Source organism: Pararhizobium sp. LjRoot235 (genome assembly GCF_964254145.1).
Lineage (GTDB): Bacteria > Pseudomonadota > Alphaproteobacteria > Rhizobiales > Rhizobiaceae > Pararhizobium.
In genome coordinates this window covers 2,897,197-2,921,658 of sequence record NZ_CAXUSP020000001.1, presented here as the reverse complement: position 1 = coordinate 2,921,658, position 24,462 = coordinate 2,897,197, and the positions used below count along the sequence as shown (strand labels likewise).

Annotated in this window: 23 protein-coding genes and 3 tRNA genes; 21 read left to right on the top strand and 5 right to left on the bottom strand. The window is 60.0% G+C overall.

Translation table 11 applies throughout. From position 1 onward, the window contains the following. Positions 1–100: 100 nt before the first annotated feature. The 7 genes from ACSQ2Z_RS14095 to ACSQ2Z_RS14065 all read left to right on the top strand — a co-directional run bounded on the left by ACSQ2Z_RS14095 (position 101) and on the right by ACSQ2Z_RS14065 (position 5,183). Positions 101–472 (top strand): c-type cytochrome, encoded by a 372-nt coding sequence (locus tag ACSQ2Z_RS14095; RefSeq protein WP_436081758.1) that lies wholly within the window; start codon positions 101–103, stop codon positions 470–472. A 327-nt stretch (positions 473–799) separates the two neighbouring features. Then, on the top strand, positions 800–997 hold the full coding sequence (locus tag ACSQ2Z_RS14090; RefSeq protein ID WP_436081757.1) for a hypothetical protein: 198 nt from the start codon (positions 800–802) through the stop codon (positions 995–997). Between the two features lie 548 nt (positions 998–1,545). Further along, a complete protein-coding gene (locus ACSQ2Z_RS14085; protein WP_436081756.1) occupies positions 1,546–1,866 on the top strand; it encodes an ArsR/SmtB family transcription factor in 321 nt (106 codons plus the stop codon). Between the two features lie 57 nt (positions 1,867–1,923). Continuing rightward, positions 1,924–2,208: an FAD-dependent oxidoreductase gene (locus ACSQ2Z_RS14080; RefSeq protein WP_436081755.1), complete on the top strand. Its 285-nt coding sequence runs from the start codon at positions 1,924–1,926 to the stop codon at positions 2,206–2,208. Between the two features lie 51 nt (positions 2,209–2,259). After that, positions 2,260–3,609 (top strand): arsenite efflux MFS transporter ArsK, encoded by a 1,350-nt coding sequence (gene arsK / locus ACSQ2Z_RS14075; protein ID WP_436081754.1) that lies wholly within the window; start codon positions 2,260–2,262, stop codon positions 3,607–3,609. 366 nt (positions 3,610–3,975) lie between these two features. Beyond that, positions 3,976–4,320, top strand: coding sequence for a cupin domain-containing protein (locus tag ACSQ2Z_RS14070; RefSeq protein WP_436081753.1), 345 nt, complete (start codon positions 3,976–3,978; stop codon positions 4,318–4,320). Positions 4,321–4,424: 104 nt separating this feature from the next. Then, complete coding sequence (locus ACSQ2Z_RS14065; RefSeq protein ID WP_436081752.1) at positions 4,425–5,183, top strand: adenylate/guanylate cyclase domain-containing protein; 759 nt, start codon at positions 4,425–4,427, stop codon at positions 5,181–5,183. 19 nt (positions 5,184–5,202) lie between these two features. Here ACSQ2Z_RS14065 and ACSQ2Z_RS14060 read toward each other — a convergent pair whose 3' ends face one another. Beyond that, on the bottom strand, positions 5,203–6,450 hold the full coding sequence (locus tag ACSQ2Z_RS14060; protein ID WP_436081751.1) for a cytochrome P450: 1,248 nt from the start codon (positions 6,448–6,450) through the stop codon (positions 5,203–5,205). A gap of 210 nt (positions 6,451–6,660) precedes the next feature. Here ACSQ2Z_RS14060 and ACSQ2Z_RS14055 point away from each other — a divergent pair, with 210 nt between their 5' ends. The 6 genes from ACSQ2Z_RS14055 (at position 6,661) to hupB (ending at position 14,965) form a co-directional block, all read left to right on the top strand. Next, positions 6,661–7,515, top strand: coding sequence for an endonuclease/exonuclease/phosphatase family protein (locus tag ACSQ2Z_RS14055; protein WP_436081750.1), 855 nt, complete (start codon positions 6,661–6,663; stop codon positions 7,513–7,515). A gap of 18 nt (positions 7,516–7,533) precedes the next feature. Beyond that, positions 7,534–9,093: a phospholipase D family protein gene (locus tag ACSQ2Z_RS14050; protein ID WP_436081749.1), complete on the top strand. Its 1,560-nt coding sequence runs from the start codon at positions 7,534–7,536 to the stop codon at positions 9,091–9,093. A 271-nt stretch (positions 9,094–9,364) separates the two neighbouring features. After that, positions 9,365–9,997, top strand: a complete 633-nt coding sequence (gene clpP / locus ACSQ2Z_RS14045) for an ATP-dependent Clp endopeptidase proteolytic subunit ClpP (RefSeq protein ID WP_436081748.1) — start codon at positions 9,365–9,367, stop codon at positions 9,995–9,997. A 301-nt stretch (positions 9,998–10,298) separates the two neighbouring features. Next, complete coding sequence (gene clpX / locus ACSQ2Z_RS14040) at positions 10,299–11,576, top strand: ATP-dependent Clp protease ATP-binding subunit ClpX (protein ID WP_037121850.1); 1,278 nt, start codon at positions 10,299–10,301, stop codon at positions 11,574–11,576. Positions 11,577–12,041: 465 nt separating this feature from the next. Then, positions 12,042–14,462, top strand: a complete 2,421-nt coding sequence (gene lon, locus ACSQ2Z_RS14035) for an endopeptidase La (protein ID WP_436081747.1) — start codon at positions 12,042–12,044, stop codon at positions 14,460–14,462. Between the two features lie 230 nt (positions 14,463–14,692). Then, a complete protein-coding gene (gene hupB / locus ACSQ2Z_RS14030) occupies positions 14,693–14,965 on the top strand; it encodes a DNA-binding protein HupB (RefSeq protein ID WP_037121853.1) in 273 nt (90 codons plus the stop codon). Positions 14,966–15,166: 201 nt separating this feature from the next. Here the strand turns inward: hupB and ACSQ2Z_RS14025 are convergent, their stop codons facing one another. Then, entirely contained in the window at positions 15,167–15,634 is a 468-nt protein-coding gene (locus tag ACSQ2Z_RS14025; RefSeq protein WP_436081746.1) for a MarR family winged helix-turn-helix transcriptional regulator, read from the bottom strand. Between the two features lie 169 nt (positions 15,635–15,803). Between ACSQ2Z_RS14025 and ACSQ2Z_RS14020 the strand changes: the two genes are divergently transcribed. From ACSQ2Z_RS14020 to ACSQ2Z_RS14005, 4 genes are all read left to right on the top strand, one after another. Next, entirely contained in the window at positions 15,804–17,081 is a 1,278-nt protein-coding gene (locus ACSQ2Z_RS14020; protein WP_436081745.1) for a metallophosphoesterase family protein, read from the top strand. Continuing rightward, positions 17,081–20,557, top strand: coding sequence for an AAA family ATPase (locus ACSQ2Z_RS14015; RefSeq protein WP_436081744.1), 3,477 nt, complete (start codon positions 17,081–17,083; stop codon positions 20,555–20,557). Before ACSQ2Z_RS14020 ends, ACSQ2Z_RS14015 begins: the two co-directional genes overlap by 1 nt. A 139-nt stretch (positions 20,558–20,696) precedes the next feature. Then, positions 20,697–21,095 (top strand): (R)-mandelonitrile lyase, encoded by a 399-nt coding sequence (locus tag ACSQ2Z_RS14010; RefSeq protein ID WP_436081743.1) that lies wholly within the window; start codon positions 20,697–20,699, stop codon positions 21,093–21,095. Positions 21,096–21,273: 178 nt separating this feature from the next. Beyond that, positions 21,274–21,648, top strand: a complete 375-nt coding sequence (locus ACSQ2Z_RS14005; protein WP_436083079.1) for a CAP-Gly domain protein — start codon at positions 21,274–21,276, stop codon at positions 21,646–21,648. A gap of 108 nt (positions 21,649–21,756) precedes the next feature. Here the strand turns inward: ACSQ2Z_RS14005 and ACSQ2Z_RS14000 are convergent, their stop codons facing one another. The 3 genes from ACSQ2Z_RS14000 to ACSQ2Z_RS13990 form a co-directional block, all read right to left on the bottom strand. Next, positions 21,757–22,029 carry a hypothetical protein gene (locus tag ACSQ2Z_RS14000; RefSeq protein WP_436081742.1) on the bottom strand — a complete coding sequence of 91 codons (273 nt, stop codon included), beginning with the start codon at positions 22,027–22,029 and terminating at the stop codon, positions 21,757–21,759. Positions 22,030–22,222: 193 nt separating this feature from the next. Beyond that, a tRNA-Val gene (locus tag ACSQ2Z_RS13995) sits at positions 22,223–22,298 on the bottom strand. A 43-nt stretch (positions 22,299–22,341) separates the two neighbouring features. Beyond that, positions 22,342–22,584 carry a hypothetical protein gene (locus ACSQ2Z_RS13990; protein ID WP_436081741.1) on the bottom strand — a complete coding sequence of 81 codons (243 nt, stop codon included), beginning with the start codon at positions 22,582–22,584 and terminating at the stop codon, positions 22,342–22,344. 119 nt (positions 22,585–22,703) lie between these two features. Here ACSQ2Z_RS13990 and ACSQ2Z_RS13985 point away from each other — a divergent pair. The 4 genes from ACSQ2Z_RS13985 (at position 22,704) to ACSQ2Z_RS13970 (ending at position 24,457) form a co-directional block, all read left to right on the top strand. Further along, a tRNA-Asp gene (locus tag ACSQ2Z_RS13985) sits at positions 22,704–22,780 on the top strand. Between the two features lie 48 nt (positions 22,781–22,828). Beyond that, positions 22,829–22,905: transfer RNA gene (locus ACSQ2Z_RS13980), tRNA-Asp, on the top strand. A gap of 617 nt (positions 22,906–23,522) precedes the next feature. Next, on the top strand, positions 23,523–23,888 hold the full coding sequence (locus tag ACSQ2Z_RS13975) for an NADH-quinone oxidoreductase subunit A (protein ID WP_026203374.1): 366 nt from the start codon (positions 23,523–23,525) through the stop codon (positions 23,886–23,888). Continuing rightward, positions 23,879–24,457, top strand: a complete 579-nt coding sequence (locus tag ACSQ2Z_RS13970; protein WP_436081740.1) for a NuoB/complex I 20 kDa subunit family protein — start codon at positions 23,879–23,881, stop codon at positions 24,455–24,457. Before ACSQ2Z_RS13975 ends, ACSQ2Z_RS13970 begins: the two co-directional genes overlap by 10 nt. Positions 24,458–24,462: the final 5 nt, after the last annotated feature.

The following is a 24,462-nucleotide window of genomic DNA, read 5'->3' as shown; positions in this document are numbered from 1 at the left end:
TCGGTGAGGACGGTTCTCTTCACAGTGCTGGGAATTGCCGCGGCGGGCTTGGGGCTCGTAGGGGCATGGCCCTGGCTGGCCGCTCAGACTTCGAACGGCGATGCCTCGGCCACCCACATTCGCGCTTGGGAAGACGCTCTATGCCAAGCATTGCGCCACCTGTCACGGAGCGAACCTCGAAGGCCAGCGGGACTGGAAAAGCCCGCTGCCCTCCGGACGCATGCCCGCGCCGCCGCACGATGCATCCGGCCACACCTGGCGTCATGCGGACGGCGTACTCTTCCGCATTACCAGGGAAGGACCGGCAGCAGTTGTCGGCGGGGGTTACCAAAGCGATATGCCGGGCTTCGGGAATATCATGAGCGACGACGATATCCGCGCCGTGATAGCCTTTATCAAAGGCACTTGGCCCGAGCGGGAGCACGAGTATCAGGCGGAGATGAGCCGTCGTGAGCGGGAAACAACTCTGTGACAGAGGGTGTGCGCCATTCGGATCATCGTTGCTTCGGCAGATCGATGTTCTGTCCTTCGTTCAGGCTTCTCTGCCCAACCCACGTTTCTGGCAGTAACTTCAGTGCTTCGGGTCCGTTGAAAACGACCACTTGAGGATATGCCCCTTCAGTCCCTGGCTCGACCCTATTGGTCTCGACCGGCGGTTTAGGAAAACGGGTACGTACCTCACCTCAAATGCCACATTTTCATCTTGTACCCCTATTACTTTAGACTAAAGTTGCATGCGCCGGAGGCCGCAGGGAGGCGGCTTCTCACAAAAAAGATGTCAATTCCTGGGAGGAAAATGATGCAGAATTCCGATATCGCAATACCGCCAAAAGACCTCAATATGCTCCAGTCGGTTCTTGACGCTTGGTGCACACAGCATCGCATTCCGCGCAAGGAAGCGACTGCAGAAGCGAAGATATTGATCAACGAGTACAAGCGCGGCACGCGCTCGCAGATCAAACTCATCGATGCACTTATAGACAGCACCACGCACTAGCGGGCTCAACCGCCGCTTATAGTCGAGAACCCGGCCTGGTCAGCCGGGTTTTTCATAGAGTAGCCCAGGGGCGGCCAATTTCGTCGAGGAGCGGGGTCCCTCATAGTGGCCCAAACTCGGACGCGCGGCGCGCGTTCGGCGGAGCGCCCATTTTGATTGCCTGCGACTAGAACTTTATCGCGAGTCCGAGGATCGGTCCTTGCTGGACGGTGGTCTTCTCCCGACTTGAGGGATGTCCGCCCGCATGCCGGACCTGCTAATGCACAATCCATGACGCCGATCTCTCCGTGACAAGTAGGACTTCGGTGCTTCCTTGAAGACCTGTGCGAAAGCAGATTGCTCCGACCTGCTCAACCATTCGGCCGTCCGCGTATGCAGGCGCGCAAGGTGGGGCGCATTGTTTGTCATTGGACTTCGTTCCAATTTCGAACAGAGGATGTGGTGGTAGATGAGCACGACATCCAAATCGTCAGGTAGTCCTTGGCTTATTTCGATATTTGCCGAAATACCCTCTTGACGGTCCCCGCGGGTAGAGCTAGCTTATTTCCATGATTATCGAAAAAGCAGCATCCCAACTCGAAGCTCTCGGCAACGTGACGCGCCTCCGGATTTACCGGGCGCTGGTGCGAGCGGGCGAGGAGGGCATGCCCGTAGGTCGACTTCAGGAGAAAATCGACATTGCAGCTTCGACGCTGTCACATCACCTGAAGAAGCTCGTCGACACAGGCCTGGTCGTCCAGGAGAGGCAGGCGACGACGCTCATCTGCACGGCCAACTACGGCAACATGAATACCCTTATCGGCTACCTCGTGAACGAATGCTGCGCGGATGCCAAATGTGCGGCGAAGGCGGACGAAGTCGCGGCCTGACTCTTTTTTTGAACTTAAAATTCTATCATTCTGGAAGTATCGAAGGAGTGCATAATGATGTCGAAGAACGAACTTCCGGTCGCAGTCATCGGGGCAGGACCAGTCGGACTTGCCGCAGCGGCGCATCTTGTTTCCCGAAATCTCCGTCCAATCATCTTCGAGAAGGGTGAAAGCGTCGGTTCGGCATTGCTCTCCTGGGGACATGTGCGGGTCTTCTCGCCATGGAAGTACAACATCGATGACGCGGCCCGCACACTCCTCGAGACCGGAAACCGGGGTCTGCTCGGTCGCCGTCAAGACTACATCCGGCGGATGTTGCGGTGGCCCGGCTCCGGCGCGTGATGACGCCTGCTGCGTCGCGGACGCAGTTGCAAAGGACGAAGGAAAGTCGGGATGTGGATGTGGCTCGACGGCTGCGCCGGAGAGAGTGGTCGAGAGCGTTTGACGATGTTGGAAGCGAAACTGCCAGTGTGGGCGCTCTCCGGACTGGGGGCGACACAGATCATTGGCTACGGCACGCTCTACTATTGCCTGAGCATTCTCGTTCCCGACATCGCGCGTGATCTGGCTGTGTCTGCGCAATGGGTATTTGGAGCCTTCTCCCTGGCACTGCTGGTTGGAGCATTCGCCGCTCCCATGTCCGGCAAGCTCGCAGACCGATGGGGGGCGGGAAGGGTGATGGCGTTCGGATCGATAGGTTCGGCGCTGACGCTGGTCCTGACGGCGATGTCGTCCGGAGCGGTAGGTTTCGCTGTATCGCTCACGCTGATGCAGGTCGTCTCCGCGGGGGTTCTCTATTCGATCGCCTTCACCGCGATCGTGCAGGCTGGTGGCAGGAAATCGCAGACCTCGATCGTCCATCTCACCTTGATCGCGGGTTTCGCATCATCCCTGTTCTGGCCTCTTACGACATGGTTGCACGGCTTTATGTCCTGGCGGGAAGTCTTGGTGCTGTATGCCACCATGCACGTTCTCGTCTGCCTGCCCGTCCATATCGGACTTGCTCGCCTCACCTCCGGGGCCGTGGTGGCGGCTCGCACCGCACCTCCGACGGAGGAAAGCGCGAACCCTTTGAGCAACGGCACCCTGATTTTCGTTCTCATGCTCCTCGGTTTCGCCGTCGAAGGTTACGCCCTCTCGGCGATGCTGGTCCACATGGTGCCCCTCACGCAGGCGCTGGGCCTTGGTACCGCAGGCTTGCTGATAGCCTCGCTCTTCGGTCCTGCACAGGTGGCCAGCCGCCTGATAAACCTGGTGTTCGGCGGCGGCCTTCCCCAGATGTGGTTGGCGGTCATCGCAGCCGTGCTGATGCCGATTGGTATCATTATCCTGCTTTCAACTATTCCATGGTTCGCCGGAGCCGTCGTCTTCGCCATCTGCATGGGCTTGGGGTCGGGGCTGACAAGCATCGTCGGCGGAACGTTGCCCCTCGAACTATTCGGCCGCAATGGCTACGGCAGCAGGCTCGGATGGTGCACGTCGGCGAAGCAGGTGACTTCAGCCATCGCGCCAGTGCTGATGTCGACGTCCATGGCGGGGATCGGCGTGCACGGGTCGCTGTGGGTCGTCATCGGAGCTGGATTGGCCGGAGCAGCGGCGTTCGCATTGATCCCCCTCGTAATCAACCTTCGACAGTTAAAGGAATCGTGTCATTTAGACCGAACTCCTGAACGCGCGCCGAGCAACTCGGCAACGGATTTTTGCAAAGAGGTAAGCCAACGCCAAACCGTCCAAGAGCCATAAAGTCGTCCAGTATCGAGCGGGTGCACCGAACGGAAGAATCAGTTAGCCGTGGGTCGGTTGAGTCTGCAGCTGTCGAGTTTTTCAGGGTCGTCGACTAGGCGTTCCACATGTCGGCAATGTTGGTCGAGAGCCCTTGTTTTCAGGGGTAGGAGAGGGCGCTTGCATAGGTTGCAAAGCTGACCTCTGGTATGTGATGTTCTTGGCGAGCAGATTGTAGGTATGTGATGAACGGCCCAAAGAGCCGAAATGTTCTCGACAGATTTATCGTTAGTTTACAACGGTTCACCTGCCGGACGTACCTGATGAACCACATTTGACTGAGTTTAAGATGGCCGGGACACAGGCCGTTTCTCCGATGGAGCCATCATGATCCACGCGCTGATATTCGATCCATCGTCGCTTGAACCGGAGATCGGCGGACCTGCGCCGGATCGTCTGATTTCCGGCAATCCGCAGTTCCGCACCTGGAATTTCGAGGAAGCCGATGGCGGCATTTATGCCGGCATCTGGGAGGCGACGCCGGGAAAGTGGCGGATCGTTTATGAGGAGTGGGAGTATTTCCACATCCTCTCCGGCTATTCCGTCGTCACCGAAGAGGGTGGCGCCGAGACGCATCTCAAGGCCGGCTACAGCATGATCCTCAGACCCGGCTTCAAGGGAACCTGGGAAGTCATTGAAACGACTCGCAAGGATTATGTCATTCGGGTTTAAACGGAACGGCGCGGCTCAACCTTGCCAAACGCTATCGAAAGGGACAGTCTGGCTCACGCGAGCACGCTTGTAGAGGGTGCCTGGCAAATCGGGGTGTCTAGTCAATGCGGTCGACCGCACACGAACAAGCCCTCATCTGCCGGGGCTGCTGGGATCAGATGCACGTGCCGATCCCTATCAAGGGGCCGCTGGCAGTTCCATTTCGCGTCTGCGGCATCACGCGCAGCAAGATGAACCCGAACATCTGCACGATCTGCGAACGGTCTTTCCGTTACGTCAAAAAGCAGCGGCACATCTCCGCCACCGCCACAATCCTTTTTGCCGACATCCGCGGCTATACCCATTTGTCCGAGCGGATGGACGCCGTCACCCTCATCGACATCGTCAGCGCCTTTCAGGACCAGTGCGCCCAGGCCATCTGGGCCTGCGATGGGATCGTCAACAAACAGATGGGCGATGGCCTGATGGCGATCTTCAATTTTCCAATCAAAAACGAGCACCATGCCAAAGCTGCGATCGCGGCGGCGATCGACATTCAGCGGCGCTGCGGTTCGGTGCTTGAGGAAATGAAAGCGCGCGGTGCAGCAGTTCCGATCGACGCATTCGGCGTTGGTGTCGGCGTCCACACCGGTCAGGTCGAAATTGGGGAGTTCTCAACCTTCCGCAGCGACTTCACGGCGATTGGCGGTACGGTAAACTTGACCGCCCGTCTTGAATCCCAGGCGGCCGGGGGCGAGATTCTGGTCTCCGATGAAGCTGCGGCGCAGGCGCAGGATCTTGTCGTCCTTGCTGCCACGCGGCTACTTGTGCTCAAGGGCATCGAGCATCCGGTGCCTGCCTATGTTCTTACCCCGCGCGGCTGACGGGCATGGTGGGCCTGTCTCACCACGCCAGCTCCAGCCGCTCCAGCCCGTGGAAATGGTAACTGTCCTTGACCTGCGGCACGGTTTTCAACCGCAGCCCAGGAAGCCGCTCAAACAGGATCGGCAGCGACAGCTTCAGTTCCAGCCTTGCGAGCGGCGCGCCGATGCAGAAATGCAGGCCCGCGCCGAAGGAGAGGTGCGGCCCCTCGTTGCGGTCGGGGCGGAAGGTCAGGGGATCGGAGAATTTTGTCGGATCGACATTGGCGGCGGCAAGCAGCAGGCCGATCTTGTCGCCCTTCCTGAGGCTGATGCCGTCCTCAAGCTCGATATCAAAGAGGGCGTAGCGCTGGAAGACGTGCAGCGGTGCGGCATAGCGCATGCACTCCTCGATCGTGCGCTCGGTGGCAGTATCGTCAGCAAAAGCCTGTTCCGCGGGCGTGCCTTTCTCGAGCAGAACGCGCACGGCGTTGCCGAGTTGGTGCACGGTCGCCTCGTGGCCGGCATTGAGCAGAAGAGCCGCCGTCGAGATGAGTTCGTCGTCGGACAGCCGCTCGCCGTCCTTCTCGGTGGTGATCATATGCGTGAGGAGATCATCGGCCGGATTGTCACGTTTCCAGTCGATGATGCTCTTCAGATAGACGCTGAACTCGGCCGATGCTTCATTGGCGTCAAGCTCGGTTTCGAGCGTCGGATTGAACATGTACATGCGCACCATGCGGTGCGACCAGTCGAGCAGCTTCGGCGCCATGTCCACCGGCATGCCGAGCATGCGTGCGATCACCGTTACCGGAATGATCTCGGCATAGGTCTTCAGCAACTCGACTTCGCCGTCCTTTTCGAAGCCGTCGATGATCGAGTGTGCGAGTGTGGCGATTTCCGGACGCAGCTGTTCGATCTGGCGCGAGACGAAGGCGCGGTTGACGAGGGTCCGAAGCCGCGTGTGGGCCGGCGGCTCCAGTTCGAGCAGCGAGTAGCGTTCCAGCCGGTCGAAATCCTCAAGATGGGGCTTCGGCTCCGTCAGCCCGAGTTCCTCGCGCGTGGCCACATGCAGGATCTGGCGGCCGAAGCGGCGATCTCGCAAAAGGCCGTTCACCTGATCGTAGCCTGCAAAATACCATTGCTGCTGCTCTTCCCAGACGAAGGCGGGACATTGCGCATGCAAGGCGGCGTAGGCCGACAGCGGCTCCTGATAGAAGGCCGGATTGCGCACGTCGATGCTGACATGCCGGCTCGCTGGGTTGATGGAAAGTGCTGAGGGCGCAGACATGGAGGAATTCTCGCTGGATGGAACAGGTGTTGACCTGATCTATGGTTCAAGCAGCGTCCTCGGCAAGAAAATTGTCGGGACGATGCCTAGATATCGCCACTCGAAGTTGGGGCGTAGACGTTCAAAAGTTCGCATTTGCCGGATACCGCCTTGCCTTGCAGCGCGGCATGTCTATTTTTGCACGATGAACGGCAGGACCAGAGAGAGACTATGGCTTCGTCGCACAACAGCCTGTCAGCCGGCATCTTGGCCGCGATCCGTGGAAAGCGCGTCGCGCTTGCCGGCCGGGATCCCGCAGGGGAGCGCGGCGACACCGTGATCGCCTCCTACAACATCCATAAATGCGTCGGCACAGACAGCCGTTTTGATCCGGGGCGGACCACGGAAGTCATCGGCGAAATCGGCGCCGACATCATAGCGCTGCAAGAGGTCGATCAGCGTTTCGGGGAGCGGGCAGGGCTTCTTGATCTGGAACGGCTGCATCGGGAGTGTCACCTTATTTCGGTGCCGATCGCCGCCTTTTCGTCCAAGGGGCATGGCTGGCATGGCAATGTGCTGTTGTTGCGCGAGGGCGCCGTCGCCAAGGTTCATCAACTGGACCTGCCCGGCGTCGAGCCGCGCGGCGCGCTCGTCGTCGATCTCGATCTCAAGCACGGGCCGCTCAGGATCATCGCCGCCCATTTCGGCCTGCTCAGGCATTCCCGTGCCCGGCAGGCGGAGGCGATCCTGGCCGCCATCAGCGAGGCGGAGGAGCGACCGACGCTTTTGATAGGCGATCTCAACGAATGGCGGCTGGGGCCTCGCTCGGCGTTGCGCTTCCTCAGTCCTGTTTTCGATCACGCTGCGACTGCGGTGCCGAGTTTTCCCTCGCGTTTTCCCCTCTTGGCGCTCGATCGGGTGTTGGGCAGCCCACATAATCTGGTCACAGCCGTCGAGGTGCACAATACGCCGCTTTCGCGGGTGGCATCTGATCATCTGCCGATCAAGGCCTATATTGATCTGAAGGCCGCGCTTGCCGGCACCGGTACGACTATGGCCGAAGCGGTTTCCGCGGCTCAATCCTGACGCACAGGTTGTCGTCTCATGCGTGCCGCTATCGTTGCTCTCTCTGTTTTTGCATCCGGCCTGTTGGCGTTGATCCTGGTCTATGCCTATGGCCGTTTCGGGCGGCGGCTGCATGGGCCGGCGTCGAGCGCGCTGAACCCGCAAAGGGATCAAACCGAGCTCGATCGGCTGGCGGCGCCGCTGCTTGACGAAAACGGGGGACAAAATGGCGTCTCGCTGATCTCCGACAATATGTCGGCCTTTGCCCTTCGCGCCCTGTCAGCCCGCAAAGCGGGGCGCAGTCTCGATCTGCAGTATTATTACTGGAAGAATGACCTGACCGGGTGGATGCTGACCCGCGAGGTGCTCGCCGCTGCCGACCGCGGCGTTCGCGTGCGCCTGCTGCTCGACGACATCAACGCCGGCCTGCACGATCGCATGTGCCTGTCGCTCGATGCCCATCCGAACATCGAGGTACGTCTGTTCAATCCAAGCCGGGCACGGACCGATCGCTTCAGGCGCGGTTTGGAGATGATGCTGCGGCCTCTGCGCACCTCCCGGCGTATGCACAACAAGCAGTGGATCGCCGATGGCCATCTGGTGATCGCCGGCGGCCGCAACATTGGCGACGCCTATTTCGACGCGGGCGAGCAGGCGAATTTCCGCGATCTCGATGTCTGGATGCTCGGCCCTGTGGCTATGGAAGCAGCTACGGTCTTCGACTGCTACTGGAACAGCCCTGTCGTGCTGCCGATTGGATCATTGCGGACGCTGCGCAAGCACTATCTGCCGGCGTTCAGGGCGAAGCTCGAAAGGATCGCGGCGACATCAGGCGGTCAGCACTATCTGACGCATATTGATGCGGCAATGAAGCACGGCGGCTGGATGCCGACAGCAGAGCCCCTTCACTGGACAGGTGACGCCAGGCTCGTCTCCGATCCGCCTGAGAAGGCATTTCTACAGAAGCATAACAACTGGATCATGCGCGAACTGATGCCGGTTCTCACGTGTGCACGGCAGGAAGTGCGGATCATTTCTCCCTATTTCATTCCCGGCAGCCAGGGCATCGCCGAAATTGCGAGGCTCGTCGCGCGACGGGTCAAGGTGTCGGTCCTGACGAACTCGCTTGCCGCAACCGATGTCGCGGCGGTTCACGGCGCCTACGTCAATTATCGCAAGGCGCTGCTGAAGAGCGGTGCGACGCTGTTCGAATTGAAGGCGGTCCACGAATTCCGCGACCCCAGGCGCATGTCGCTGTTCGGGTCGCGGGGCGCCAGCCTTCATACCAAGGCTTTCACGGTCGACGGCAGGACGGCCTTCGTCGGCTCGCTGAACTTCGATCCGCGCTCGGCGTCGTTGAATACGGAAATGGGCGTGCTCTTCACCCATCGGGGGCTTGTTGATGAAGTCGAGGCGGTCTTCGAGGAGGAGACGCGCCCGGCCAACAGCTTCCGGCTGACCCTCGAGGAAGGCCGTCTGCGCTGGCACGACACCGAGAACAACACGCCGCGTGTGCTTCGCCGCGAGCCGGAGGCCGGGCTCCTGCGCCGCCTGACCGCAGGGATCATCAGCATCCTGCCGATCGAATCCCAGCTTTGACCTCAATTTACCCATTTTTTACCCTGAAAGCCCGAATGCCTGTGTGAAAACGTTCAAAAAGCGACCGGGCCCGTATCGCGCTCCTTAGGAATCGCTAAAGGATCGTGCATGAATGTGGCGTGACGGAAATGTTGGGCTGCGGCGGTATTAACGTTATGCAGCGTTCGCGACTTGAAGTGGGGTACTTGGACACTCTATGTATGAAGCGAGATATTCCCGATGATTCCCGGTGCGCAGGAGAGTTTGCGCGCCAGCTAGACAAAGGTTTGACATGAGAAATCCCGTTGATACCGCCATGGCTCTGGTGCCGATGGTCGTTGAACAGACCAATCGCGGCGAACGTTCCTACGACATTTTCTCGCGCCTTCTGAAAGAGCGCATCATCTTTTTGACGGGTGCCGTGGAAGACCAGATGGCAACGCTGATCTGCGCCCAGCTGCTGTTCCTCGAGGCCGAGAACCCGAAGAAGGAAATCGCCCTCTACATCAATTCTCCCGGTGGTGTGGTGACAGCAGGTATGGCGATCTACGATACGATGCAGTTCATCAAGCCTGCCGTCTCGACGCTTTGCATCGGCCAGGCCGCCTCGATGGGCTCGCTGCTCCTGGCTGCCGGTCACAAGGACATGCGCTTTGCGACGCCGAACGCCCGCATCATGGTTCATCAGCCTTCCGGCGGCTTCCAGGGCCAGGCCTCCGACATCGAACGGCATGCCCGCGATATCCTGAAAATGAAGCGCCGCCTGAACGAAGTCTATGTCAAGCACACCGGCCGGACCTATGAAGAGGTTGAACAGACGCTTGACCGTGACCATTTTATGAGTGCGGATGAAGCACTTAGCTGGGGTGTCGTCGACAAGGTCATCACCTCGCGTGAGGCCATGGAAATGGCCGAGCAGGCTTGATTTCAAGCTTTTGTGTGCGGATAGATGCATTTGTGACACATTTGTATCCCTGATAGGGCTTTATCCGCAGGCCAAAGCCGTTAATATTGACCGTTAATGCTATGTTGAAGTTTGAGGTCCTAGCATTCGGTATTCGGTGGGAGATTCGTTGCTGCCGGACATCAAACGTGGTTGTTTGAAGCCGGTTCGTACTCCCGAAAGTGCCGCATTTTCGCGCATGAAGGCGGAAAGAATTGCGGAACGGGTTGAGTAGTCCGTTTCACCTTTCAGGAGGTGTCCGGCGTGCTGGAAGGAAAGTGATATGAGCAAAGTCAGCGGTAGCAACGGCGGTGACTCGAAGAATACCCTTTATTGTTCCTTCTGCGGCAAGAGCCAGCATGAGGTCCGCAAGCTGATTGCCGGACCGACCGTGTTCATCTGTGATGAGTGCGTCGAGCTCTGCATGGACATCATCCGCGAAGAGAACAAGACCTCGATGGTCAAATCCCGTGACGGCGTTCCGACGCCGCAGGAGATCATCAAGGTGCTCGACGAATATGTGATCGGTCAGCAGCAGGCCAAGCGCATCCTGTCGGTCGCCGTCCACAACCACTACAAGCGCCTGGCACATGCCGCCAAGGGCACCGACGTCGAGTTGGCGAAATCCAACATCATGCTCGTCGGCCCGACCGGTTGCGGCAAGACCTATCTGGCCCAGACGCTGGCGCGCATCATCGACGTGCCGTTCACGATGGCTGACGCGACGACGCTGACCGAAGCCGGCTATGTCGGCGAGGACGTCGAAAATATCATCCTGAAGCTGCTGCAGTCGGCCGACTACAATGTCGAGCGGGCGCAGCGCGGCATCGTCTACATCGACGAAGTCGATAAGATCTCGCGCAAGTCCGATAACCCGTCGATCACCCGCGACGTGTCGGGCGAGGGCGTGCAGCAGGCACTTCTGAAGATCATGGAAGGCACGGTCGCTTCGGTTCCGCCCCAGGGTGGCCGCAAGCATCCGCAGCAGGAGTTCCTGCAGGTGGATACGACCAACATCCTGTTCATCTGCGGCGGCGCTTTTGCCGGCCTGGACAAGATCATCTCGGCGCGCGGCGAAAAGACCTCGATCGGCTTCGGTGCCGCGGTGCGCGCACCGGAAGATCGCCGCGTTGGCGAAGTCCTGCGCGAGCTCGAGCCCGAAGACCTGGTAAAGTTCGGCCTGATCCCGGAATTCATTGGCCGCCTGCCCGTGCTTGCAACGCTCGAGGACCTCGACGAACCGGCCCTGATCCAGATCCTGTCCGAGCCGAAGAACGCACTGATCAAGCAGTACCAGCGCCTGTTCGAGATGGAAGACGTCGAACTGACCTTCCACGAGGATGCGCTGCGCGAGATTGCCCGCAAGGCGATCGTGCGCAAGACCGGCGCCCGCGGCCTGCGCTCGATCATGGAAAAGATCCTGCTCGACACCATGTTCGAGCTGCCGACGCTGGAAGGCGTGCGTGAAGTGGTCATCTCCGACGAGGTGGTCAAGGGTTCTGCCCGTCCGCTCTACATCTATTCGGAGCGCTCGGAAGAGAAGGCCAACGTTTCGGCCTGATCCGCATCCGACGTAAGTTGAAGAGGCCCGCCACGTGCGGGCCTTTTTTGTGGGGCATATGTAATACATCGGGGACGAAGACTCCCGCCATGGTGCAAAGCCGAAGCAGTCCCGCGAGCCTTGCGTGCATTGCAGGGCTCGGATGCACAGGAAACGTGGCAGATATCGCCAACGGACGAGCAATGGGTAGAATCGGCGATTGCTAAACGTGGCCAACAACGCAATTATGTTATGATTCCGCATCGGCTTACCTGATGCAGGTCGTGTGCGCTTCAATCCCGCGGCAAGGTCCGCGACAGTCTGATGCCATTTAATGCCCAGCTACGGCGCCTCCCACGCCGGTCTTCGGCAAGGGGTTGAAAACAGACGTCACACACTCCACGTGACAGTGGAAAGAATGAGAACCGGGAGCGCCCTTGAACGCTTCGGGTAACGGGCCCGGAAACGGGACGGAAAGGAAATGACATGACGAACAAAACGTCTCCGGCAATCGAGAGCGCGACCTATCCGGTGCTGCCGCTGCGCGACATCGTGGTGTTCCCGCACATGATCGTGCCTCTGTTTGTCGGCCGTGAAAAATCGATCCGCGCGCTGGAAGAGGTCATGGGCACCGACAAGCAGATCATGCTTGCCACCCAGATCAATGCGAGCGACGACGATCCGGAAGCCTCTGCGATCTATCAGATCGGCACGATCGCCAACGTGCTGCAGCTCCTGAAGCTGCCTGACGGCACCGTCAAGGTTCTGGTCGAAGGGCGTTCGCGCGCCGAGATCGACGGCTATACCCATCGCGAAGAGTTCTACGAAGCAATGGCGCATGCGCTGCCGGAGCCTGAAGAGGATCCGGTCGAGATCGAGGCGCTCAGCCGCTCCGTGGTCTCCGAATTCGAGAGCTATGTGAAGCTCAACAAGAAGATTTCTCCGGAAGTCGTCGGCGCAGCCAGCCAGATCGAAGACTATTCGAAGCTCGCCGACACGGTTGCTTCGCATCTTTCCATCAAGATCGTCGAAAAGCAGGAAATGCTCGAGACGACGAGCGTCAAGCTGCGCCTCGAGAAGGCCCTTGGCTTCATGGAAGGCGAGATCTCCGTTCTCCAAGTCGAGAAGCGCATCCGTTCGCGCGTCAAGCGCCAGATGGAGAAGACGCAACGCGAATATTACCTCAACGAGCAGATGAAGGCGATCCAGAAGGAACTCGGTGACGGCGACGAAGGCCGCGACGAGATGGCCGAGTTGGAAGACCGCATCACCAAGACCAAGCTTTCCAAGGAAGCCCGTGAAAAGGCAGACGCGGAAGTCAAGAAGCTGCGCCAGATGAGCCCGATGTCAGCGGAAGCCACCGTCGTGCGCAATTATCTGGATTGGCTGCTCGGCATTCCGTGGGGCAAGAAGTCGAAGGTCAAGACCGACCTCAACCATGCCGAACAGGTGCTCGAACACGATCATTTCGGTCTCGACAAGGTCAAGGAACGGATCATCGAATATCTTGCCGTGCAGGCGCGGTCGCAGAAGATCAAAGGACCGATCCTGTGCCTCGTCGGCCCTCCGGGCGTCGGCAAGACCTCGCTTGCCAAGTCGATCGCCAAGGCGACCGGCCGTGAATATATCCGCATGGCACTCGGCGGCGTTCGTGACGAAGCCGAGATCCGCGGCCACCGCCGCACCTATATCGGCTCGATGCCCGGCAAGGTCATCCAGTCGATGAAGAAGGCGAAGAAGTCCAATCCGCTCTTCCTGCTCGACGAGATCGACAAGATGGGCCAGGATTTCCGCGGCGACCCGTCCTCGGCCCTGCTCGAGGTGCTGGATCCGGAACAGAACTTTACCTTCATGGACCACTATCTCGAAGTGGAATATGACCTGTCGAACGTGATGTTCATCACAACGGCCAACACGCTGAACATTCCGCCGCCGCTGATGGACCGCATGGAAGTGATCCGCATCGCCGGTTACACGGAAGAGGAAAAGCTGGAGATCGCCAAGCGGCACCTCTTGCCGAAGGCGATTGCCGATCACGCGCTTCAGCCGAAGGAGTTCTCGATAACCGACGGTGCTATCTCGGCAGTGATCCAGACCTACACCCGCGAAGCCGGCGTGCGTAACCTTGAGCGCGAACTGATGAAGGTCGCCCGCAAGGCCGTGACCGAAATCCTGAAAGGCCGTACCGAAAAGGTTGTGGTTACCGCAGAGAACATCAACGACTATCTGGGCGTTCCACGCTTTCGCCACGGCGAAGCCGAGCGCGCCGACCAGGTGGGTGTCGTCACGGGTCTCGCCTGGACCGAGGTCGGCGGCGAACTGCTGACGATCGAAGGCGTCATGATGCCTGGCAAGGGCCGCATGACGGTGACCGGTAACCTCAGGGACGTGATGAAGGAATCGATCTCGGCGGCGGCCTCCTATGTCCGTTCGCGGGCCATCGATTTCGGTATCGAGCCGCCATTGTTCGATCGGAGCGATATCCACGTGCACGTGCCGGAAGGTGCGACGCCGAAGGACGGTCCGTCCGCAGGTGTCGCCATGGCAACGGCAATCGTCTCGATCATGACCGGCATCCCGGTCAACAAGGACGTGGCAATGACCGGCGAAATTACGCTGCGCGGCCGCGTGCTGCCGATCGGCGGTTTGAAGGAAAAGCTGCTTGCGGCACTTCGCGGCGGCATCAAGAAGGTGCTGATCCCGGAAGAAAACGCCAAGGATCTGGCGGACATTCCGGACAACGTGAAGAACAACATGGAGATCATCCCGGTTTCGCATATCGGCGAGGTTCTGAGCCACGCGCTGTTGCGGGTTCCGGTGGCGATCGAGTGGGATCCGTCCAAGCAGGTGGTTCCGATCGCGGCTGCTGATCCAGCCGATGACACCGCAGTGTCGATTGCCCACTAGGCACTTGACGTGAACGTCAAATGATGCCCGCAACCATACGGGGATCGATTTGGCACATAAACAGTGGAAGACCGGCATTTTTGCCGGTCTTTTTTATGTAAAACCTCCCGCAAAGCCTTGCATTCCATGGGATTCGGAGCGATTGGGTTTGCCAAGGCGAGGGTCTTGCGTATGCTGCCCCCGGCTTAAAATTTGAGTCGTTTCGAACCAGTATTGAAAGGGGTGGAAACATGAACAAGAATGAGCTCGTGTCAGCAGTTGCCGAGAAGGCCGGACTTTCGAAGACGGACGCATCTTCTGCAGTTGATGCAATCTTCGACGCTATCCAGGTGGAACTGAAGAACGGCGGTGACGTTCGTCTCGTCGGCTTCGGCAATTTCTCGGTCAGCCGCCGCGAAGCATCCAAGGGTCGCAACCCGTCCACCGGCGCAGAAGTAGACATCCCGGCACGAAACGTGCCGAAGTTCTCTGCCGGCAAGGGTCTGAAGGACGCCGTAAACTAAGTTTCATGTTTCATCTGCAGCACCGTGGCGGCAACGCCGGCGGTTCGATAGCAGGTTGATTTGGGGCCCGGGTTTTCCCGGGCCTCTTTTCGATTCGCACAGAACGCTGTTCTGTTACGTCCGTACCGGTAACGGAAAAAGCCGGGACATCATGGTCCCGGCCTTGTCTATTGCAACTACAATTCGACCTGCGAGGTCCGGCTATTCTGCGGCGATCTCGTCCCCGCCGTCTTCCTTGCGCTTGCGGATTTCGTCGGCCTTGGCGACGAGGCGACTGACGATGTCGTGCATCTGGTCAAGCTGCTCGTCATCGAGCGCCGAGAAGATTTCCTCGATCAGCTGTTTTCGCGGATGTTCGGCGGCCTCCAGCACGATGCGGCCGACGTCGGTGATCGAGACGATCTTTGCCCGCCGATCTTCCGGATCGGGTGCGCGCACCACCAGCTTGTCGCGTTCAAGCCCGTCGATTGCTTCGGTTACGGTGCGCGGCGCGAAGTTGAGCGCGCAGGCTATGTCAGTCGACCGGCAGGGGCCGAGCTTGCTCAAAAAAAACAGAAACTTGCTGCGTGCCAGCGACACGCCTTCTTCGGTCATCGATTCGTTGATGAGCCGGTGAACGCGATGATAAAGCTCAAAGAGCTTGTCGGAGACTTCGAACGTGGATTTCATGGGTTTTATATGGATATTATGAGGTGCCATGTCAAATGGCCGCACTTCCAGCGGCATAGTCAAGTTTATTTTTCAGTTCTTCCTCATGCAGCAGTGAAAGGCCTGAATAGTCGCCGGGGCAGCGGTTCGCGGCATTGACGCAACCACGGACCGCAGGCCATGGTCGGTCATGCCTTTCCGCTTCGTTCATACCGCCGACATTCATCTCGATTCCCCCTTGCGCAGTCTGGCGCTGAAAAATCCGGAGCTTGCCGAACTGGTTCGGGGAGCGACGCGGACGGCGCTCGCAGGGATCGTCGACCTGTGCCTGGCGGAAAACGTCGATGCCCTGCTGATTGCGGGTGACCTCTACGACGGCTCGCAGACATCGATGAACACGGCGCTTTATCTGGCGGGCGAACTGCGCCGGCTGGAGGCCGCTGGGATCCGCGTCTTCCTGATCCGCGGCAATCACGATTCCCAGTCGACGGTGACGCGCGAGTTGACCTTGCCGGCCAACGTCCATGTGTTTTCCGGCCAAGCCAAGACTGTTCAGGCCCAGACGCTCGCGGATGGGCGCGAGGTTTATATTCACGGTGTCAGCTTTGCCAATCCGCATGCGCCCGAGAGCCTGCTGCCGTGGTTCCAGGTGCCCATCGCGGATGCGGTCAATATCGGCATGCTGCACACGAGCCTCGCCGGCACGCCTGGGCATGATCCCTACGCGCCCTGCAGCGTCGCCGAACTGACGCGGCACGGCTTCGACTATTGGGCGCTGGGCCACGTGCATTGCAGGCAGATACACTCCGAAAAGCCGCTGATCGTCATGCCGGGCATGCCGCAGGGACGGGATATCAACGAAGCCGGGCCGAAATCGGTGACGCTGGTGACCGTCGGCGACGACGGATACTTGATGCACGAGGAATGCGCGATCGGGCAAGCGATGTTCGAGCGTGTCGCGATTGATCTCGCCGGTGCGCAGGAGTGGCGCCAGATGCTGGACAGGGTGACAGAAACGCTGTCATCGCTCAGAAACCGAACGATTGCCGATCATCTCATACTGCGGATTTCCCTGACCGGTTCCACGCCGCTTGCCTGGAAGCTCCGGCGCGATCCGGATTTCCTGTTTGCCGAACTGTCCAATGTCGCCGCGGGCCTGAGCGGTTGCTGGATCGAGAAGATCGATATCGATTGCCGGGGGCCGGAAGGCGCAGGGACGGCATCCGGGCCCGATCCTGTCGAGGAACTTGCAGCGCTGATCCGTTCCGACGTGCTGCCGTCGCACGCCTTTCGCCAGGAAGCCGGTGCGATGCTGGACGAGCTATTGCTGCAGCTGCCGCGTGAACTGCGCGAGACCTTGGCAAACGATGAGGCCGCTGCCGCACGGCTGGTTGAAACGATCGCGGCTGCCGGCAGCGATGATGTGCTTGCCCATCTGCATGGCAGCGAACGCGAGGCGGCCCGCTGATGCGTCTCAATCGTCTCGACCTTGTTCGCTACGGCAAGTTTACCGGACGCAGCCTCGACTTTGGTGATGCCCGCCATCAGAGTCCGGATTTTCATCTCGTCTACGGTCCGAACGAGGCGGGGAAATCTACGCTGTTTTCCGCCTTTCTCGATCTGCTGTTCGGCATCGACAACCGCAGCACCTACGGTTTTTTGCACCCCTACGAGACAATGCGGATTGGCGGCGTGATCGCAGTCGGCGGCAGCGCTCGGGCTGTCGCGCGGATCAAGCGCCGGCAAAATACGCTTCTCGGACCGGATGACCAGCCGGTGCCGGACAATCTGTTTTCCGCAGCGCTCGGCTCGATCGACCGGGTGACCTACAAGATGATGTTTTCGCTCGATGACGACAGCATCGAAAAGGGCGGCGAAAGCATCCTGAAAAGTGAGGGGGAACTTGGAACTCTCTTGTTTTCCGCCAGTTCCGGCCTGCCGGACAGCAGCGCCGTCCTGTCCGGCCTGAAAGCGCAGGTCGATGCCTTTTACAAGCCGCGAGGGCAAAAACATCGACTGGGTGAGTTGAAGGCGGAACTCGATGCGCTGAAGGACGAAAAGAGCAAAATCGACGTGAATGCGCGCGAGTTTGCGGCGCTGCGCAAGGCGCGGGACGCGGCTGCTGAACGACATGAGGCCGCGGTGAAAGCACGGGCAGAGCTGCGCGTTTCCCTTGACCACGCCCGCGACCGCATCGAGGGACTTCCCCTTCTGGCTCGACTGCGCGGCCTGCGCGCCGAGCTTGGCGCTTTCGGCGACATGCCAGAACCGCCGGCTATCTGGCACACCATGCTGCCGCAGCTGCAGCGTCAGGAAACCGAGATCGAGACCCGCCTTGAACAGCTGGAAGCGGATATCCAGCGCAGGAGCGCCGAGATTGCCGCCATCGAGCGGGACGGAGCCGTGCTTGCTCTTGCAGCCGATATCCTTGACTTGGAGCGCTCCGGGCTGGAAGCGCGCCATATATCGGCTGCGAGCGACATGTCCAATCGCCTCGACGAGAGCGGCAAGATCGGTGCAGACATTGCCGTATGTCTTGTACGCCTGGACCGTGCCGATGTGGCGAACCCAGCGACCCTCATTCTGCCTGTGGCCGTCACCGGCCGTATTCAGGGCCTGGCGCAGAACTATTCCGCCTTGAACGAGCGACTGGTCAGCGCCGTGCGGGAGCGGCAGCTTGCCGTGGAGGCGAACAGCGAGGCGCTGAAGGCACATGCGGCCCTGTCGGAATCGGGTAGCGCCGCCGGCTCGGGTGATCCGGTGCATCTCGCCGATGTCCTTAAAAGCCTGCGGCAGAACGATTGCCTGCTGCGGCAGCAGGCGGCGAACCGGCAGCTTGCCTTAATCGACGGCCAGCTTGCCGAAAAGCTCGCGGCATTGGCCCCGTCTCAGCTGGACGCGGACGGTTTGGCGGCTCTTGCCATCCCCGAAGACACCGATCTCGCCGAGTGGACGGCGCGGCGAACGGCGTTGACGGAACAGCTGAAGCGGCTCGATGACCGGATAGCCGACGAGTTGGCACTGGTTGCGGCGGAGGAAGCCCGGCTGGCGGAATTGACGCGAAGCGGAGGTTTTGCCGCCGACGATATGGCCAGGACGTTGCGGCAGGAACGGGATGACGCCTGGAAGATCCATGTGACCAACCTGGTTTGCGAGACTGCACGCGCATTCGAAGCCGCCCTGCGCAAGGACGATGAGGCGACGGCGATGCGACTGGCGCGGGCCGAAGATCTCGCTGCGGCGAGGGGGCTTTCCCTCTCCATCGCTGAGCGCAATGCAAAGCTTTCTGCGTTTCATGAGCAGCACCAGGCCGTGCTCGCTGAGGTCGCTGAGCTGAGGGAGGAGATTTCAGCGGCTGCTCGCGGCTGTGGCCTTCCCGAAGAGACAAAGCTCAATCAGCTGGTTGCCTGGCTTAGCCGCCGGACGGTGGTATTGGACGTGCGCAATCAGCTTCGCGCAGTACGTCAGGATTTGCGTCTCGCAAGAGAAGACGAGGAACGGGCGCTCGAACGGCTGGCGAGGGCGTTCGCGGAACGCGAGGTGACAAAAGGCATCCCCGAGCGCCTGGACGATGCACTTGCCTTGGCCGAGCGCACGATAACGGCGCTGCAGTCGGCACATCGCGCCCATGCCGCCGCCGCGGAGACGGTGGAGCGGACGCAGGCGGCTTTGCGCGCGCGCGATGCGGCCTGGTCCTCGGCGGATACCGAAATGGCAGGCTGGATCGCGCGGTGGGATGAGACAATCGGTGCGACCTGGCTTGCCAGGGACGGAAGGGCCTTGGCTGTCCAGGAAACGGTGGCCGTCCTTGCCGTCCTTCAAGAGCTGGACAAGCTCATCCAGCGCAGGTCCGACCTGGACCATCGCATCGACGGCATGCGCAAGGATCAGGTGGCCTTCGCGACCGCCGTCGCCTGTCTCGCCGAAAGGCTCGTATTGCCGGCGCCCGATGAGCCATTGCTTGCTTTTCGGGTGATCGGTCAGCGATTTGCCGATGCCGAACAAAAGGAGGCGTTGCTTCGGCGGATTTCGGATGAGACTGAGCTGCGTGTGTCAGAACATCGTGATTTGATCGAATCGCGGCGGCGACACGACGCTCAGAAGCAAAGCATGCTCGATCTCTATGGTTGCGTCACGCTCGCGGAAGTCGCCGAATGTCTGGAGACAGCCAAGGCGCGTGGTCGTCTGCGGGAGCGGATTGCCGAAGCCGAATCCGATTTGGCGGCGCGCCTGGCTGTCGGGCGTGTCGAAGAAGCGGAGATGATTTTGAGCGCGGTCGACGAGGCGGGCCTGCGGCTGGAAGCGGCGGAACTGCAGTCGCGGTGGGAGCAATGCGATCGAGACGCCAGCGAACTGCATGCTGAGCGGCGTGACGCGGAGAAGGCGCTGGCGGCAATTGGCGGCGGCGATGCGGCTGCCCATATCGAGGAACGCCGCCGCACCCTGCTGGCGGAAGTCGAGGAGCGGGCGATCGCCTATCTGCGGCTTAAAACCGGCATCCTTGCGGGCGAAACAGCGCTCAGGCTCTACCGCGAACGGCATCGCAGTGCGATGATGCAGCGGGCTTCGGCAGCCTTCAGCGCGATCAGCGGCGGCGATTATGTCGGGCTTTCGACCCAGGCGGAAAACGGCAAGGAATTCCTGATCGCGAACGCGGCCAGCGGCGGCTCGAAACTGGCGGACGACCTTTCCAAGGGCACTCGTTTCCAGCTGTATCTGGCGTTGCGCATCGCCGGCTATCACGAGGTCGCGGCAACGCGCGAATCTTTGCCCTTCATCGCTGACGACATCATGGAAACCTTCGATGACGGCCGCGCGCAACATGCCTTCGCGCTGATGGCAGACATGGCGCGGGTCGGACAGGTGATCTACCTCACCCACCATCAGCACCTGTGCGATATTGCCCGTGCCGCCTGCCCGGACGTGACGATCCATTCACTTTGACTGTCGCTTGTCGTTTTGCCGCTCCGTGACGGCTCGATTCGGCGGCAGTGATATGCAAGGTATGATCCATCGTAACGCCGCTTCCATTCCTGAAGCGGCGAACGGCATGACAGATGTGTCAAACCAAGGAGTCATCGCCATGGAGATCAAACCCTGCGGATCCCGGCCATCGGTCAAGCCGTCGCCAGACTATTTTACCGGCAGCGTCCGGCTGGATCCGATCATGGACGCGCCGGAACCGGCCCGTATGCGCAGCGCATCCGTCACCTTCGAACCGGGCGCACGCACGGCCTGGCACACGCACCCGCTCGGGCAGACTTTGATCGTCACCGCCGGCAGCGGGCTGGCGCAGGTCTGGGGCGAGCCTATCCGCGAGATCAGGACAGGGGACGTCGTCTGGTTTCCGCCGGGTGAAAAACACTGGCACGGCGCGGCCGCTACCACGGCCATGACCCATATCGCCATCCAGGAGGCGCTTGACGGAAAAGCGGTGGACTGGATGGAGCATGTGACGGACAGCCAGTATCGTGGCGGATAAGGCTGCGTCATCGCGGCTGGTTGGGGTGACCGAGGCGCAGGTGTTTTCGCTTGAGGTTGGTCGTATGCGCGCCATCGGCACTTGTTCGTTGCAATGCGAGCACGGCCAGCGTTATTTGATAGCAAGGAACTTGCCGGCTGCAATCGCGTACATGGAAGCCGGGCAGAAGGATTTCGCGATGTACAATTTTCATGTCGGACAGAAGGTCGTCTGCATCAACGACACGTTCAAACATGTCTCGATCGACCAGGGTATCCGCAAGGGCCAGATCTATACGATCCGCTGGGTTGGGCCCTACAAGCACTATATCGATGGCGAGTTCATCGGCGTCAAGCTGGCGGAAATCCACCGCGGCCCCGATGATGGCCCTGAAGGCTACGGCGCGGACGACATGCCCTATCGTGCGACGCGGTTCCGGCCGTTGCTGAAGGATCGGCTATCGGCGCTGAAGAACCTGCTTGCGCCGACGCCGAAGGGGGAAAAGCCGTATTTGCCCGAGGCACCGGAAGAACCGAAGCGCAAGACGCCGGTGCGCAAGAAGGAAATTGTCTGACGAGCTTCACGCGTCTGTTTGAATCAGGCGCGGCAAGTCCGCATTGCAGGCCACGTCACAGGCTCCCGCCGGAAACCCTGTTTCCTGGCGGCAGGTCTGCTGCGTCGCTCAAAATGACGTGTTGCCGTTCCCGTCGAATACGGTCTCTCTGCGCACGAGCCGCAACGACCGGTCCGGCTGGATGACATAGGTCTCTTCGGCGGGATGACCGTATTCGTCGTTCAGTCGGTGGCGCACCACGCTGCCGACGGGCGCCTTGCTCAGTTTTGTTGCCGGCTGGCCTTTATAGGTGATGCTGCCGGGTATAGGCGCAAGTTCCGGCATGGCAGCGCAGGCGGCAAGCCCGGCGGCAAGCGCTGCAATCAAAATCGCATTCCTCATCGCATCCCCTATTTGTGAACCGGTCAACCATGACGAACCGGGGACGAAGCCCGATCGTTCCCATATTTTCATCCGCCAACACATGGTGGTATCGCCATCCGTTGGCAAGAGCGATGAGCGGTGTTCACAAGAAAGCCTTTTACAGCCACGCGTGATGTCGCAATGGTAGTCATGCATTTGCTTAAGGGATAAATGGTGGGCGATGAGAGACTCGAACTCCCGACATCCTCGGTGTAAACGAGGCGCTCTACCAACTGAGCTAATCGCCCTTCGCGAAGCAGGATCAGCGTCCGCCGCGTCGGTGGCCGTGATCTATGCGTATCGGCGAAAAACCGCAAGAGCGTTTGCAAAGATTTTTTGATTTTTTTGCGGGCCATCGTGAATAAGCCCGGCAACAAGGCGATGAATGCGTTGTGGAAAACTGGCGGAACTGCGATGCGGCCAAAGCGGCGCGGCGGTCGACGCCAGTGCGATGGAGAGGCGCGGCTCACCCGTCTCCGGTGCGTTTTCCATTGTGCTTTTTCGTCCCTGTGGAAACAATTCGCCGGCTGTCATCGTTTTGTCTCCAAACGCGCTTGACACTAAAACACGAACCCCGTAGTTAGCCGCTCATCGAAGCGGCCAGTCCGGTTCGAGCGGATGCGAAAGCATCCGGATTGCTTGAAATGAAATGCGCGGGTGTAGCTCAGTCGGTTAGAGTGCCGGCCTGTCACGCCGGAGGTCGCGGGTTCGAGCCCCGTCACTCGCGCCATTTCAAGGACGTGCTTCTGCGCCAATCCGGGTTTTCCATCCATAGTGCGCGGGTGTAGCTCAGTCGGTTAGAGTGCCGGCCTGTCACGCCGGAGGTCGCGGGTTCGAGCCCCGTCACTCGCGCCATTTTTGTCTTTAAATCGAAACGAGAAACAGCAAAAGCGGCTCTGCCGCGTGTTTGATTTCGGTTTGACGTCGTATGCTTCGATGGCCGTCGCGATCGAGTCCCGCCGCGCCGATTCCGGCTCTGTTTTCTCCGGTTGAATCGATGCTGGCCATGACCGCGGGTCTATATCTCAGTCTCCGCTTCCTCGGTCGCCGCGCGAGCGCCCGCTACGACCACGACGTCGTCACAGGCATTTCCACTCACGCGAACCCCGGATGGCGCTCTGCCCTGTTGCGGTACCTTGCAGGCTGCACGGGAGGGTAAATTCCTGATTTCAACGTGAGATTTCAATCGATTTTAGCGCGCGCGACCATATGTCTCTGGAGCTGTGCCGCGAGGCCATTGCGATCTGGGCGCCTGCCTACTTGCGGGTTTTGCGAGATTTGCGCGTGGCTCGCGCAGATGCTAGCTTTTGCCCGGTCTTCATTCCGCCCGCCGAAGGGGATGAAAACCGTTCTGGAGGCTTGCACAGCGGCGCTGGCTGCGCTAACGACTTTGGCGTTGCAACATACTTTTCGACCTGTGGGCTTTGTTTTTTGCGCTTCTCCAGCGCGCCTCGCAGGCGGGGACGGATACAATGACAGACCTTCTCGGTTCCTATATTCCGATCGCCATCTTCATCGGTATCTCGCTGGTCATCGGCCTGGCGCTGCTGATTGCGCCGTTCGCCGTCGCCTATAAGGCGCCTGACGATGAAAAGCTGTCGGCCTACGAATGCGGCTTCAACGCGTTCGATGACGCCCGCATGAAGTTCGACATCCGATTCTATCTCGTGTCGATTCTCTTCATCATCTTCGACCTTGAAGTGGCCTTCCTGTTTCCCTGGGCCGTTTCGTTCAAGGAAATGGGCTGGTTCGGTTTCTGGTCGATGATGGTCTTCCTCGGTGTGCTCACCATCGGCTTTATCTATGAATGGAAGAAGGGAGCGCTGGAATGGAACTGACCTCCAGCACCACGCTCGTTGCGCCAAGGGCGAGAGGGATCGTCGATCCTTCGACCGGCAAGCCGATCGGCAGCAATGACAAATACTTTGGCGAGATCAACAACGAGCTTGCCGACAAGGGATTTCTGGTTACGTCGACCGACGAGTTGATCAATTGGGCGCGCACCGGTTCGCTGATGTGGATGACCTTCGGTCTGGCCTGTTGCGCCGTCGAAATGATGCAGATGTCGATGCCGCGTTATGACGCCGAGCGCTTCGGCTTTGCGCCGCGCGCCTCGCCGCGCCAGTCCGACGTCATGATCGTCGCCGGCACGCTCACAAACAAGATGGCGCCGGCTCTGCGCAAGGTCTACGACCAGATGCCCGAGCCGCGTTACGTCATCTCCATGGGTTCCTGCGCCAATGGCGGTGGCTACTATCACTATTCCTATTCGGTGGTGCGCGGCTGTGACCGCGTCGTGCCGGTCGACATCTATGTGCCAGGCTGTCCTCCCACGGCAGAGGCTCTCCTTTACGGGGTGCTGCTGCTGCAGAAGAAGATCCGCCGCACAGGCACGATCGAACGGTAAGGGCA

Excerpts from the sequence above, each read along its gene's own strand:
- ACSQ2Z_RS14095 (WP_436081758.1), top strand. The coding sequence starts at position 101 with ATGCCTCGGCCACCCACATTCGCGCTTGGGAAGACGCTCTATGCCAAG.
- ACSQ2Z_RS14090 (WP_436081757.1), top strand. The coding sequence starts at position 800 with ATGCAGAATTCCGATATCGCAATACCGCCAAAAGACCTCAATATGCTC.
- ACSQ2Z_RS14085 (WP_436081756.1), top strand. The coding sequence starts at position 1,546 with ATGATTATCGAAAAAGCAGCATCCCAACTCGAAGCTCTCGGCAACGTG.
- ACSQ2Z_RS14080 (WP_436081755.1), top strand. The coding sequence starts at position 1,924 with ATGTCGAAGAACGAACTTCCGGTCGCAGTCATCGGGGCAGGACCAGTC.
- arsK (WP_436081754.1), top strand. The coding sequence starts at position 2,260 with ATGTGGATGTGGCTCGACGGCTGCGCCGGAGAGAGTGGTCGAGAGCGT.
- ACSQ2Z_RS14070 (WP_436081753.1), top strand. The coding sequence starts at position 3,976 with ATGATCCACGCGCTGATATTCGATCCATCGTCGCTTGAACCGGAGATC.
- ACSQ2Z_RS14065 (WP_436081752.1), top strand. The coding sequence starts at position 4,425 with ATGCGGTCGACCGCACACGAACAAGCCCTCATCTGCCGGGGCTGCTGG.
- ACSQ2Z_RS14060 (WP_436081751.1), bottom strand. The coding sequence starts at position 6,450 with ATGTCTGCGCCCTCAGCACTTTCCATCAACCCAGCGAGCCGGCATGTC.
- ACSQ2Z_RS14055 (WP_436081750.1), top strand. The coding sequence starts at position 6,661 with ATGGCTTCGTCGCACAACAGCCTGTCAGCCGGCATCTTGGCCGCGATC.
- ACSQ2Z_RS14050 (WP_436081749.1), top strand. The coding sequence starts at position 7,534 with ATGCGTGCCGCTATCGTTGCTCTCTCTGTTTTTGCATCCGGCCTGTTG.
- clpP (WP_436081748.1), top strand. The coding sequence starts at position 9,365 with ATGAGAAATCCCGTTGATACCGCCATGGCTCTGGTGCCGATGGTCGTT.
- clpX (WP_037121850.1), top strand. The coding sequence starts at position 10,299 with ATGAGCAAAGTCAGCGGTAGCAACGGCGGTGACTCGAAGAATACCCTT.
- lon (WP_436081747.1), top strand. The coding sequence starts at position 12,042 with ATGACGAACAAAACGTCTCCGGCAATCGAGAGCGCGACCTATCCGGTG.
- hupB (WP_037121853.1), top strand. The coding sequence starts at position 14,693 with ATGAACAAGAATGAGCTCGTGTCAGCAGTTGCCGAGAAGGCCGGACTT.
- ACSQ2Z_RS14025 (WP_436081746.1), bottom strand. The coding sequence starts at position 15,634 with ATGAAATCCACGTTCGAAGTCTCCGACAAGCTCTTTGAGCTTTATCAT.
- ACSQ2Z_RS14020 (WP_436081745.1), top strand. The coding sequence starts at position 15,804 with ATGCCTTTCCGCTTCGTTCATACCGCCGACATTCATCTCGATTCCCCC.
- ACSQ2Z_RS14015 (WP_436081744.1), top strand. The coding sequence starts at position 17,081 with ATGCGTCTCAATCGTCTCGACCTTGTTCGCTACGGCAAGTTTACCGGA.
- ACSQ2Z_RS14010 (WP_436081743.1), top strand. The coding sequence starts at position 20,697 with ATGGAGATCAAACCCTGCGGATCCCGGCCATCGGTCAAGCCGTCGCCA.
- ACSQ2Z_RS14005 (WP_436083079.1), top strand. The coding sequence starts at position 21,274 with ATGTACAATTTTCATGTCGGACAGAAGGTCGTCTGCATCAACGACACG.
- ACSQ2Z_RS14000 (WP_436081742.1), bottom strand. The coding sequence starts at position 22,029 with ATGAGGAATGCGATTTTGATTGCAGCGCTTGCCGCCGGGCTTGCCGCC.
- ACSQ2Z_RS13990 (WP_436081741.1), bottom strand. The coding sequence starts at position 22,584 with ATGACAGCCGGCGAATTGTTTCCACAGGGACGAAAAAGCACAATGGAA.
- ACSQ2Z_RS13975 (WP_026203374.1), top strand. The coding sequence starts at position 23,523 with ATGACAGACCTTCTCGGTTCCTATATTCCGATCGCCATCTTCATCGGT.
- ACSQ2Z_RS13970 (WP_436081740.1), top strand. The coding sequence starts at position 23,879 with ATGGAACTGACCTCCAGCACCACGCTCGTTGCGCCAAGGGCGAGAGGG.